This is a genomic window from Vibrio sp. 1167, from assembly GCF_033340375.1.
Lineage (GTDB): Bacteria > Pseudomonadota > Gammaproteobacteria > Enterobacterales > Vibrionaceae > Vibrio > Vibrio alginolyticus.
In genome coordinates, this window is record NZ_JAWOWK010000012.1 from 1 (window position 1) to 11,989 (window position 11,989).

General features: G+C 43.1%; 11 protein-coding genes and 1 tRNA gene. 3 read left to right on the top strand and 9 right to left on the bottom strand.

From position 1 onward, the window contains the following. Nucleotides 1-390: 390 nt before the first annotated feature. The 7 genes from R7Z78_RS19705 to R7Z78_RS19735 form a co-directional block, all read right to left on the bottom strand. On the bottom strand, nt 391-1,644 hold the full coding sequence (locus R7Z78_RS19705; RefSeq protein WP_104975629.1) for an HD-GYP domain-containing protein: 1,254 nt from the start codon (nt 1,642-1,644) through the stop codon (nt 391-393). Between the two features lie 130 nt (nt 1,645-1,774). Beyond that, nucleotides 1,775-2,773 (bottom strand): LacI family DNA-binding transcriptional regulator, encoded by a 999-nt coding sequence (locus R7Z78_RS19710; protein WP_005381031.1) that lies wholly within the window; start codon nt 2,771-2,773, stop codon nt 1,775-1,777. 104 nt (nt 2,774-2,877) lie between these two features. Continuing rightward, on the bottom strand, nt 2,878-3,633 hold the full coding sequence (gene chbG, locus R7Z78_RS19715; RefSeq protein WP_104975630.1) for a chitin disaccharide deacetylase: 756 nt from the start codon (nt 3,631-3,633) through the stop codon (nt 2,878-2,880). A gap of 18 nt (nt 3,634-3,651) precedes the next feature. Further along, on the bottom strand, nt 3,652-4,974 hold the full coding sequence (locus R7Z78_RS19720) for a 6-phospho-beta-glucosidase (protein WP_005381048.1): 1,323 nt from the start codon (nt 4,972-4,974) through the stop codon (nt 3,652-3,654). Nucleotides 4,975-4,986: 12 nt separating this feature from the next. Then, a complete protein-coding gene (locus tag R7Z78_RS19725) occupies nt 4,987-5,298 on the bottom strand; it encodes a PTS lactose/cellobiose transporter subunit IIA (protein ID WP_104976030.1) in 312 nt (103 codons plus the stop codon). A gap of 51 nt (nt 5,299-5,349) precedes the next feature. Then, on the bottom strand, nt 5,350-6,684 hold the full coding sequence (locus tag R7Z78_RS19730) for a PTS sugar transporter subunit IIC (RefSeq protein WP_005381064.1): 1,335 nt from the start codon (nt 6,682-6,684) through the stop codon (nt 5,350-5,352). A gap of 87 nt (nt 6,685-6,771) precedes the next feature. Further along, entirely contained in the window at nt 6,772-7,077 is a 306-nt protein-coding gene (locus tag R7Z78_RS19735) for a PTS sugar transporter subunit IIB (RefSeq protein ID WP_025767645.1), read from the bottom strand. Nucleotides 7,078-7,324: 247 nt separating this feature from the next. Between R7Z78_RS19735 and R7Z78_RS19740 the strand changes: the two genes are divergently transcribed. Next, nucleotides 7,325-8,608: a carbohydrate-binding protein gene (locus tag R7Z78_RS19740; protein ID WP_005381066.1), complete on the top strand. Its 1,284-nt coding sequence runs from the start codon at nt 7,325-7,327 to the stop codon at nt 8,606-8,608. Nucleotides 8,609-8,854: 246 nt separating this feature from the next. Here the strand turns inward: R7Z78_RS19740 and R7Z78_RS19745 are convergent. Next, nucleotides 8,855-8,939: transfer RNA gene (locus tag R7Z78_RS19745), tRNA-Leu, on the bottom strand. 190 nt (nt 8,940-9,129) lie between these two features. Next, nucleotides 9,130-9,795: an SDR family NAD(P)-dependent oxidoreductase gene (locus R7Z78_RS19750; RefSeq protein ID WP_005381068.1), complete on the bottom strand. Its 666-nt coding sequence runs from the start codon at nt 9,793-9,795 to the stop codon at nt 9,130-9,132. Between the two features lie 227 nt (nt 9,796-10,022). Here R7Z78_RS19750 and R7Z78_RS19755 point away from each other — a divergent pair, with 227 nt between their 5' ends. Together R7Z78_RS19755 and R7Z78_RS19760 are read left to right on the top strand one after the other, a co-directional pair. After that, the gene (locus R7Z78_RS19755) at nt 10,023-11,291 is read left to right on the top strand and encodes a DUF2254 domain-containing protein (protein ID WP_005381069.1); all 1,269 of its coding nucleotides are present in this window, start codon (nt 10,023-10,025) and stop codon (nt 11,289-11,291) included. 184 nt (nt 11,292-11,475) lie between these two features. Further along, nucleotides 11,476-11,955, top strand: coding sequence for an RDD family protein (locus R7Z78_RS19760; protein ID WP_005381070.1), 480 nt, complete (start codon nt 11,476-11,478; stop codon nt 11,953-11,955). The last annotated feature ends 34 nt before the right edge of the window (nt 11,956-11,989 follow it).

Sequence of the window (11,989 nt, forward strand, 5' to 3'; positions counted from 1 at the left end):
TGAAACCTAATTTGATACCGAAGTATCTAATTGGATTATCATCAACGAGTGCCCACACAGATTGATAGGTCTATATTGTTAAAGAGCTTGCTTTACGAGAAGTTTTTCTCTCAAAGCGGAGGTGCATTCTAGCGATTTAGTTGTTAGTGTCAAACACTTTTTTAAACTAATTTTTTGTAGAAGCTTTTTACCTCTTCGACCCTGCTAAAGCCTTGTGGCGTCTGCCGTGTCGATGGATGCGCATTATAGGGAGAAGATTTTCTTTGGCAATACTAAAAGTGCATTTTTTCTAAAAAAACATGCCAAATGGATACTTTCCATCCAACCCTAAAATTACCCAGAAATAACACTCAGGATTTATACAATTTACCCACAAAAAGCTGTGGATAACTACTCATCACTATCAAAGAAATAAGAAATACGCGAACGCGGATTTAGATACTCTTTTACTTTATCCGGTAATTTTGACGGATGAATCGCGTTAACTATCTTTATATCTTTTGAGGCAAGATCAATGATTGGCGCTTGCGTCCTTGGTACTGATGGATCGTAAACCAAGACATTCGGGAATAATAAATGCGATGCATTCACTGAGATAACCAGGCCGACCATATTATTAGAAAGCTGAACTACGGTACCCGGAGGAAACACGCCCATAAACTTAATTAGGATGTTCAGGTTCTCTTCTTTATATAGGTGTTTACAGTTCTTATATAAATGAGAGAGTGCGGTATAAGGAATCTTTTGATCTGAGACTATCGGTGTATGACACAAGTTATCAAACGCATTGGCTACAGCAATAATTTGAGCAAACTCGTTGATCTCATCTCCTTTCAGGCCTTTAGGATAACCAGACCCATCTCTTAGCTCATGGTGCTGCGCAATCACAATTCTCGCGACTTCGGGAAAAGCCTCGATTTGACTCGCAAGATCGACGCCATATTTAGTATGCAACTTTAAGTAGTTGGTTTCTGGCTCTGTTAGAGGTAGTTGCTTTCTTAATATTGCAGTCGGGATTTTTATTTTCCCGATATCATGGAATAGTGCGGAAAAGGAAAGCTCTTTCAACTGTGCTGCTGAGTACCCTTTAGCACAGCCAATCATCATAGAGATAACAGCCACGTTCAATGAGTGGAAATAAATATCTTCAAACTCATTTTTTCCGTTCATCAGATGTAACGTAACATTATCATCGCACATTAACTTCTCGACGATATCTTCAATAAGAAGCTTTGCTTCATCAACTGCTGCTGTCGGACGGTTACGGATTTTAGTCATGACTGAACGCATACGTGCCAGAGAGCGCTCAAACTCTTTTTCACACTGAATCACGCGTCGACGGTATGCACTTAACTTTTCTATGCGGTTCTGTTTTTCTTGCCACATTTTTTGAGTTTCATGATCTAACGACGCTTCATTTGTTACTCTGTCAGCTTGTCTTTGATCAACAGGGAGTGGAACGGCATCGCTTTGCTCTGGATTAAAGTAAACGAACTTTACGCCGAGGTGGCGGATCATCTCGACTTGCTCTTGGTCTTTAATCTTAAAGCTATTGAGTAGAAAGGGGTGATCGTTCCACTTTAGCGGAAGACGGATATGTAATCCGGGTTGAATACGATCGACCGTTAGTTTAATGGCTGCCACTTATTCACTACTGATTTATATTTCTTAAGAGAGTTAGAATACTAGTAAATTTTGTGAATAAATTCATCAGTAACTATCAAAACATCAAACCGTTATTTCTAAGCGACTCACTTAATTAGATAGAAGTAAGCTACTTTAAGGAGCGATCTGCTTTGCGTATTTTAAGCTTGGCCTCGAACACTGGCTTGTCTATTACTTCTTGATCTTTGACTAGCCCCATTAACGTTTGTACCGCTACACGGGCCATATCACTGATAGGAAAGTGCACTGCTGATACTGTAGGGTAAAGACTTTCACAAAGATCAACACTGTCAAAGCTAGTTAATGAGATTTGCTCTGGTACAGAAATACTGTGCTCGTGTAAGTACTGCATTGCGCCAACCGTCATTTCTTCACTGCACGAAAAGACAGCCGTCACATCAGGGTGTCGTTGTAAAATTGCAGCCATTGCATCATAACCACTTTGCCGACCATAATTCCCTTCTTCACACCAGCTTTCATCAATATCTATACCAGCATCCTTCATTGCATCAATATACCCAAGCTTTCTCAATACACTGTTATGACGTTGGGATGGACCGGCAATACAAGCAATCTTTCGATGACCACCAGCTAAAAGGTGCTCAACGGCAATACGGCTTGCATGATGATGGTTAAAGGTAACACAACGCTCTTCTATTCCTTCCACGTAGCGATCCAGGAGAACGAAAGGTGTTGGCTGTTTAGCTAATTCACGTAAGTCATCATCTGACAAATAACGACTATGAAGTACATAGCCGTCACAACGTAAATCATTAAAACGCTGAATTGCCTCTTTTTCACCTTGTGCAGAATGATGGCCTTGAGCTGTAATCAAAAACTTCTTATGAATATCCAGCTCGGTCTGAACCTGCTCCATCATCTCGCCAAAGAAGCCCCCCGTATAGTAAGTCACCAATAACCCAACCATATTACTGGATGAGGTTGCGAGTGAACGAGCAATTGCACTAGGACGATAATTCAATTGCGCCATAGCTTGCTCTACTTTTTTTCGAGTTTCCTCGCGAAATTTCCCCTCTCCATTAATAATTCGAGAAACGGTAGAGCGATTTACACCGGCGAGTTCGGCTACATCTTTAATCCTTGCCATAATGCTATTGGGTCCAACTGCAATTGTTATTAAATATTCGTTTATGTAGAACGGCTGCCAGCAATTCGTAAGGTGCTATAGGGGGCGAAGCTGGCAGCCTTTAATCATACACCGACCATTTGATTGGTAGAAACAAGCTCAGAGTAATCCGTGACAGTTATGCCATGATGAGCTAACTGTTCTTTTAAAATGGGAGAGGTAAGAACTTGTAACTCTAGCTCTCGCTGAAGCGCATAGCCACTCTTTAAGATAAGCGCCTGATCGGCCTCTGCCGGGTGGCACATCACCTCAACCAAGTCATAGTCAGCTTTTAAGCTCAATAGATGTGCCATTAAGCCATCCAAGCTCACTTTTTGATCATAAAACTCATCAGTAAAGATATACCTGATTGTCATCGATTCTTGACACAAGCCAGTGCCCCGCAGTGGCACTCTGTATTCATTCGCTACGTCTTTAATAACGGGCAAAATTTGAGGGTGAGTATGCGCGTGATGATGGCTATCTAAGTGGCTTAGCTCTAACCCAAGCGATAAAAAATGTTCCACCTGAGCTTTTGCTTCATCATAAATGACCTGAGTTTCGAAGTCCTGCTTACTCCAAAGTTCGTCATAGTTGATAAAGTGCGCTCGGCCGTTGGTCAAGTTAGGATGCTTCGTTATAGGCACACCTGCTGTAAACCTAAGATGAACGCCAATTTTCAAGTCTGGATTATGGCGAGCTAGTTCTAAGGCATGTTGCTCAGCATCCATACCCACCATCATGGTGGTTGAATGAACCACACCTTGCTGATGAGCTTTAACGATGCCGCTATTTACACCTCTCGTTAAACCAAAATCATCAGCATTAAAAATGACTTTCATCGGCGCCCTTCCTTAGTCTTACAACGTCGTTAGTTTAAATTGAGGTAAATACGGAGCGTTCACCGCTAGGATATCATCCAGGATTGACTTGGCGCGGCCAATGTCAGGCACCAATGGGTTATTGGTTAATGCCATAAGCGCCTTGTCATAATTACCTTCGACAGCAGCTTCTATTGTTAGCTGCTCATACGCTTTAACTTGATGGAGTAATCCTTTGATATTGTTTGACAACTCGCCAACCGCAAGAGGTTTCGCCCCCCAGCTACCAATCACGGCACTACATTCAATCACAGCATCGTCAGGTAGGCCGTTGATCGCTCCATTATTTAAAACGTTAACAACATGAATACTATTACGATTGTTATAAATTGAATCAACTAGGTTCAGTGATGCATCAGAATAATAAGCACCACCCCGCTCCTCTAACTCTTTCGGCTTATGATCGAGGGTAGGATCTTGATAGAGCTTAAATAGCGCATTTTCTGTTTCCATTACCTGCTCAGCACGAGTGCCTTTTTCATCGGCACTTTGTTTCTCTTCAGCAAGCATGGCATCAGTTTGGTAGAAGTAACGATGATAAGGACATGGTATCGCCCCCAGTGCTTTTAGAAATGCCGGATCCCACGGCTCTTCCCAGATATTCTTCATACTGAAGTTGGCACCATCACCGACTTTCTCTAATACCGTTTGAGTAATATCTTCCCCATTGAGCCATGCTTTGTGTACCCACACGAGATGGTTTAACCCAGCAAACTCAAGTTGCAGCTCTTTTGGCTCGCACTCCATCATTTCTGCAATCATCATTTCCATTGAAACGGGCACATTGCATAAACCAATACTCTTTACTTTGGTGTACTTACTGACCGCTTCGGAAACTAAACCCGCTGGGTTGGTGAAATTGAGCATCCATGCGTTTGGAGCCAACTCTTCAATGTCTTTACAGATATCAAGAATGACCGGAATGGTTCGCAGTGCTTTAGCAAAACCACCAGGGCCCGTTGTTTCTTGGCCGATGACGTCGTACTTGATTGGGATTCGCTCATCGTTAGCGCGTGCAGCAAGGCCACCAACACGAAACTGCGTCATCACAAAATCCGCATCTTTTATCGCAGCACGGCGATCGAAACCGGCTTTTATCTCAATTTTTGCTCCGGCTTTATCGACCATTCGCTGAGCCAATCCTTTGATGATCTCAAGCTTCTCAGCTCCTGACTCAATGTCCACAAAATGGATTTTCTTAACGGGTAAATATTCTAAGCGCTTAATAACCCCTTCAACCAATTCCGGGGTATAGCTACTACCACCGCCAATAATGGCAAGCTTGATCGCCTCTCTAGACATTTTCATCCCCCTTTATTTGTTCGAGATTTTTTTGTTCAGTGCGACGATTTCTACAGCCATCTCTTGAGCCAAAATCGTAGTCATTAGGTGATCTTGAGCATGCACCATCACTAACGTAATCGGGACTTTCCCTTCTCCCTGATCTTCTTCAATAAGCTGAGTCTGTATTAAGTGGGCTTTATTAATGCACTCTCTTGCTTGAGAGAGCTTCTCATCAGCCGCTTCAAAATCTTGTTCTCGAGATAAACGCAATGCCTCGTAGCTTAAACTTCTGGCTTCACCAGCATTGCAAATGATCTCCATTACAACCAATTCTTGTTCCATCATTTTCTCTCCGAAAATCGGGCCGCGGTAATTGCGGCCCATTAAGCACAGTTAAGCAGTAACGCCTTCGCCTGACGGCTGCGTGTCACCTTTAGTTTCCTTCGTCGTTGGTAGTTCTTGCTCCAACATTTGCTTCTCAAACATTTTGAAGAATGGGAAGTAGATGATTAGATCAAGAATTAATAAACCAATGACGAGCAATACTGGCGCAAAGGTCCAACCGCTACCCCACGAAGCACCTATCAGTGCCGGTGTTGTCCAAGGTGTTGTAGCGACACCCATACCCACAAAGCCGACATGCACAGCAAAATACGCAATCGTAGCGTTGATGACTGGAGCGAAGACGAACGGGATAAACAAGGTCGGGTTCATCACAACAGGGCTACCGAAGATCACTGGTTCGTTGATTTGGAAAAAGCCAGGCACCGCACTCATTCGACCAATGCTCTTAAGGTGAACAGAACGGCTAAACGACATCAGCATAACAAGAGCAAGTGTTGCACCAGAGCCGCCAATAAAGATGTAAAAATCCCAGAACGGTTGAGTAAATACATTTGGAATCGGTTCACCTGCAACAAAGGCTTCAATGTTGGCACCAATGTTGGTCAAAAAGATTGGAGAAAGCAGTCCAACAACAATTGCAGCACCATGAATACCCGCAAACCAAAGCAGCTGGCAAAGCAATAAAGCGCCAATAATGGCAGGCAATGAGTTAGACGCACTAATTAGCGGTTTAAAGATAGCCATAACAGCATCTGGAATCAGCATGTCGTACTGGGTTTGTACGAAAAGGCTAAGTGGATATAAGGTAATGAATATCGCTAAGACTGGTAGCAATACTTCAAATGATCGCGCAATCGCCGGTGGCACCTGCTCTGGCATGCGAATCGTAATATTGTGCTTTTTCATAAAACGGTAGAGCTCCACCGAGAAAAATGCACACATCACTGCGGTGAAGATCCCGGTTCCGCCCATGTGAGACATAGACAACGCGCCATCTTTAGCTGGGGCCGCAATGAGTAAAAAAGACATTAGTGACAATACAGCACTCGTGATCCCATCCATCTTGTAAGCCTTAGCTAAACTATAAGCAACGCCCAGCGAAACAAAAATGGTCATGATCCCCATCGACATGTTGTAGGGCATCATTATGGTATCAAAATGTGTAGTGGCGAAATCGAGCCAAATTCGACCAAAAGTAAAGGTTGTATCTTCGGCAAATGGGGGGAATGCAAAAATCAAAATGAAACTACCGACAATAATAAACGGCATTGCGACAATAAAACCGTCTCTCATTGCGCGAACATGGGGCTGATTCCCCACTTTAGCTGCTATAGGGGCTATATGCTTTTCGACTGCGCCTATAATTGCGTCATAAAGCTTCATAGAGTCCATCCTTATTTTAGGCAAAAGAATCCCGCATCAAATATTTATATTTGATGTACAGTTATCTTTTTAATTTAAAACTATAGTTTAGTTAATTAATTCTAATGCTTGCTCTAGTACTTCTTCTCCCTTCATCATTCCATAATGCTGAGGAGAAATAGCATCAATGTTTTTACCATGCTCTTGCGCCGTTTTTCTTAGCTCTTCTAGCTGAAAACGTACTTGAGGCCCGAGAAGACAAACATCGTACTCTTTAATTGCATCTTCAAACGCATTCACTGACATTGCATCAATTTTGCACTCAATTCCTTTATTTTCAGCAGCTTGCTCCATTTTCTTAACAAGCATACTGGTGGACATCCCTGCGCTACAGCATAAAAGGATCTTTTTCATAGTCTTACTCCCGTTGTGTAAATTTCAACCTGTAAAAACTGTAGCAAAAATAACCAAGACAAAAAAGCGCAACCGGTTGCATTATTCGTGAACACAATCCCAATTTAGAAAATACCACCTATTTTTTTGTAATTATTTAGGTCTAGGATAAAAGTCATAAAATAATTTAAGACATCACATTAAGTTTCAAATTATCAATATTTTACTACTGACAACGTCGTTATTAATTTCTTAAAAGGAATAGAGAATGAAATTTAATAAATTGGCTATTGCAACGCTTGTAAGTGCCGCACTATCACAACACTCATTTGCTCAAACCGACTCTAAAGGCACCATTTATCTAACGTTTGATGATGGACCAATCAATGCATCTATTGACGTTATTCAAGTACTTAACCAGGAAGATATCAAAGCGACGTTTTACTTTAATGCTTGGCATTTAGATGGAATTGGTGATGAGAATGAAGACCGTTCCCTAGAAGCCTTAAAGCTCGCATTAGACACTGGTCATATTGTTGCGAACCACAGTTACGATCACATGGTGCACAACTGCGTGGATGAATTTGGACCGAACAGTGCTGCGGAGTGTAATGCGACCGGGGACCACCAGCTTAACTCGTATCAAGACCCTGTTTACGATGCCTCAATGTTTACGGAAAACTTATCTGTGTTAGCAAAGTATTTGCCGAACATTACAAGCTACCCGAACTACAAGGCAACAGAGTTTGCTAGACTGCCCTACACCAACGGTTGGCGCGTGACGAAAGACTTCAAAGCAGATGGGTTATGTGCCACGTCTGATGACCTGAAACCTTGGGAACCAGGATATGTATGCGATACATCCAACCCATCCAACAGTGTAAAAGCAGCTATCGAGGTTCAAAATATCCTAGCGAATAACGGCTATCAAACTCACGGTTGGGATGTGGACTGGGCACCTGAAAATTGGGGCATTGAAATGCCAGCAAACAGCCTTACAGAAGCAGAAGCATTTCTTGGATATGTGGATTCCGCGTTAAACACTTGTGCACCAACAACGATTAACCCGATCAACTCCAAAGCTCAAGAGTTCCCATGTGGTACACCTTTACACGCCGATAAAGTTATCGTTTTAACTCACGAGTTCCTATTTGAAGATGGTAAGCGTGGCATGGGGGCAACGCAAAACTTACCTAAGCTCGCTAAGTTTATACAGTTAGCAAAACAAGCGGGTTATGACTTCGACACAATGGATAACTACACACCGAACTGGCAAGTTGGTCATAACTACGACGCTGGCGATTACGTCTTACACCTAGGTACTGTATACCAGGCTGTAACAAACCATACTGCACAACAAGATTGGGCACCGTCTCCAACCTCTAGCCTCTGGACAAATGCAGACCCAGCCACTAACTGGACTCAGAATGTTTCCTATAAACAAGGTGATGTGGTGACTTATCAAGGTTTGCGTTATCTAGTTGATGTACCGCACGTGTCCCAAGCAGACTGGACTCCGAACACTCAAAATACCTTGTTCACAGCTCTATAGGCTGTTCCTACTATCACCATGTAGTAGTTTGCGCGAGGCATACCCCTCGCGCTTTTTTGTTTTGAAGATCCAGATACAACAAAGCCCCGACTTTCATCGAGGCTCTGTCTTAAAATATGGTACCGGTGGACGGAGTTGATTGGACTGGCATTCCTGCCGTCACCGCGAAGGCAACGCTAACTTCCTTTTGATATTTACGAGCACCTAAAACGACGAAAGGCCGCTATAAAAGCGACCTTTCTGATATGGTACCGGTGGGCGGACTTGAACCGCCACGCCCGAAGGCAACGGATTTTGAATCCGTCGTGTATACCAATTTCACCACACCGGCATCTTTGGGCTATTGCCCTTTGATGGTTGGCATTATACGTAAGCTTTTGACCTGCGCAAGCAGAAATACCTTAAATAACTATCGTTTGCTGATAATTTCGCCACAAAGTGTGACAAAGCTGTACTCATAAGAAACGTACGCTCCATTTTCTACTACTCTTCCAGATGAAAATGAGTATACGAAACTCTTTTTAAGTTCTATTCACTGTAATATCAGAAACATAACCATTCCCAATGCTCGACAACGCATTATGGAGCATCTCTGCGGTATCTTCTGCTTGCATGAAGTGACTCGTGTCCATCGTATTGCCGCTTGTTTTCCAGAATTCCGTATCCATTCCACCAGGATAAACCGCGATAATTTTCATAGGTTTTCCTTTTAGCTCCAAACGAACCGACTCAATTAATCCTTTGATGGCCCATTTCACTGCACAATACGTAGACTCTTGCGCTTTAGGTTGTTGCGCGGCTGTGGACATGATCATGACCACTTTTATTGGATGATCTTTGTAACGCTTTACTAACTCTCTTAACACATGAATCGCAGAATTCAGGTTGTTATCAATCAACTTTTGAATCTCTTCCGGCTCCTGCTCTTCCAGTAAGCCAAAATAACCACTTCCCGCACTATGAATGACCATTTCAGGGGACTGTTTCACCCCATCAAAGAGCTGTTTCACATTTTGGTGCGATGAGAGGTTGCAAGCTTGATAACCAACGTTATGAGAGAGTTGTTTTGCTAGTGCGGATAGTTTTTCTGTATTTCTTCCTATTACATACGTCTCTTTGCCTTCCGCATCATAACGCTTTGCTAGTTCCGCCCCTAAACCGCTACTTGCACCTGTAATTACAATCATGCGCTACCTCTTTTCAACCACATACTTTTAATTCATCTATCAATTAAGGTAACAGAATCGTGGTAATTCACACCTCAAGAGCACCATTCTTTGAAGCAAGCAGCTTTCTTACTTTCGTGATGCATGAAATATCAAGCAGAACGACGGGCATTTAACCTATGCTTAAGCAAGAATAACTTTCTGAATTTTCTATCGACTTTCTAGTGAGAACTGAATAGGAGCAAAGAATGACTGGGTCAAAATGGCAGTGGTTACTGAAACAGATGACGCGAAAACTGTGGGTCCGGACGTCACTCTACGCATTACTTGCTGTTGCTACCGCCTTAATGTCGATTGTTTTAAACCAGTTCATTACTCTGCCCCCTGCCATCAACGTCAGCAAGGATTTGTTGAACAACATATTAAATATCCTCGCAACCTCCATGCTTGCAGTGACTACATTCTCTCTCAATATTATGGTCTCAGCGTACAGTGCCGCTAGTGCAGGGGTAACGCCGCGAGCGACAAAACTGTTGATGGAAGACAGCACAACACAAAATGCCTTAGCAACCTTTCTTGGCTCTTTTCTATTTAGTTTGGTAGGAATTATCGCGCTAGGTATTGGGGCCTATCATCAACAAGCACAAATTTATCTGTTCATCGTAACTATCGCCGTAATCGTGATGATCATACTCACTCTGCTACGTTGGATTCAGCACCTTTCCGTACTAGGAAGGGTCAGTGAAACCACTTCATACGTGGAGCAAGCCTTGTTAGATGCGATAAGAAAACGGGGCAAAGAGCGTTGGCTAGGTGCTCACCCGTGGAGCCACCCAGAACATAAACCCAGAGGAAGTAAACCTATTTTGAGCCAAGAAATTGGCTACTTACAGCATGTTGATATGCATCATCTCGATAGTATTGCTGAAGCAAACCAATGCACCATCTACCTTGAGCGACAACCGGGAAGTTTTGTGTACGTAGGTCAACCATTGGCTTGTGTTTGTGGAGAATTGCCAGACGAAAGCGAAGTAACGGCAGCCTTCACGATTCGAACAGAGCGTTCATATGATCAGGACCCTCGCTTTGGTTTAGTCGTTATGGCGGAAATCGCCTCACGAGCACTATCTCCGGCTGTAAATGATAATGGCACCGCAATTGACGTTCTTGGGCGTTCTGTACGAGCACTTTCATTATGGGGAGACCTACTCAGTGAGCCGCCTACCAAAACTCGATATCCTAGACTATTTGTGCCCGCATTGAGCTGCCAGGATTTGTTTGATGATGTCTTTTTGCCGATAGCACACGATGGTGCAGCGCAACTCCAAATACAGATTCGCCTACAAAAGGCCTTGCTAGCTCTCTCTAGTATGCACCCTAAGTTATTTTTGTCACCAGCAATCAAGCTGTCAGAAAAAGCTTTAGAGCTTTCATTAAGCCAACATTATACCGAAGATGAGAAACACCAACTCTCTCAGCTATCTAATCTGGTCACAGACCAAAGAGCCAATGGTTAAGAGAATCGAATTCAGTTGAAACATATTGCTGCACGGCCTCGTGTATCATGACATGTGCTGATAACGTAGGGCAGAAAAGTCACTTAGTTTATACACAATTAAAGACTCTGTGCGTTAGGTCTCTTTTCTCTTGGTGAGGGAATCTATATTCTGACGCACAATTTTTAAGGTAAGTGATGGAATAATGACAACGTCTACAACTCTTCCACCTGCTGGTCTCTTTCGTCGACTTGCAGCGTTGATTTACGACACATTGATTATTATCGCAATTGAAATGATGGCCGCAGGTATTGTTATGGCCGTTGTGTTTGCACTAAATGCAGCAGGATTGTTGAGCTATGGCGAGTACGCTGATGCCGCAGATATGCTCGGAAAGCACCCTGTATTGAGCCCTCTATTTACACTTTACCTTGCGGGTGTGTGGATATATTTCTTTGTGTTCTTCTGGACGCGAGCAGGACAAACTCTTGGGATGCGCGCTTGGAAGCTTCGAGTTCGCAATGCCAAAGACGGAGCACCAATTACGGTAACTCAAGCTCTGATTCGTATTTCGACATCTGGCTTTGGCTTGGCAAATTTGACTGTACCGATTGATCCGAAGAAACGTGGTTTCCACGACATTTGGGCCAAAACAGAGGTTGTTGTATTACCTAAGGCAAATTAACTTGTCTAGGAACACAAAAAAGGAAGGCGTAATG

Coding starts and splice junctions, on each gene's coding strand:
- R7Z78_RS19750 (WP_005381068.1), bottom strand. CDS start 9,795: ATGATTGTAATTACAGGTGCAAGTAGCGGTTTAGGGGCGGAACTAGCA.
- R7Z78_RS19740 (WP_005381066.1), top strand. CDS start 7,325: ATGAAATTTAATAAATTGGCTATTGCAACGCTTGTAAGTGCCGCACTA.
- R7Z78_RS19735 (WP_025767645.1), bottom strand. CDS start 7,077: ATGAAAAAGATCCTTTTATGCTGTAGCGCAGGGATGTCCACCAGTATG.
- R7Z78_RS19755 (WP_005381069.1), top strand. CDS start 10,023: ATGACTGGGTCAAAATGGCAGTGGTTACTGAAACAGATGACGCGAAAA.
- R7Z78_RS19720 (WP_005381048.1), bottom strand. CDS start 4,974: ATGTCTAGAGAGGCGATCAAGCTTGCCATTATTGGCGGTGGTAGTAGC.
- R7Z78_RS19725 (WP_104976030.1), bottom strand. CDS start 5,298: ATGGAACAAGAATTGGTTGTAATGGAGATCATTTGCAATGCTGGTGAA.
- R7Z78_RS19710 (WP_005381031.1), bottom strand. CDS start 2,773: ATGGCAAGGATTAAAGATGTAGCCGAACTCGCCGGTGTAAATCGCTCT.
- R7Z78_RS19730 (WP_005381064.1), bottom strand. CDS start 6,684: ATGAAGCTTTATGACGCAATTATAGGCGCAGTCGAAAAGCATATAGCC.
- R7Z78_RS19760 (WP_005381070.1), top strand. CDS start 11,476: ATGACAACGTCTACAACTCTTCCACCTGCTGGTCTCTTTCGTCGACTT.
- chbG (WP_104975630.1), bottom strand. CDS start 3,633: ATGAAAGTCATTTTTAATGCTGATGATTTTGGTTTAACGAGAGGTGTA.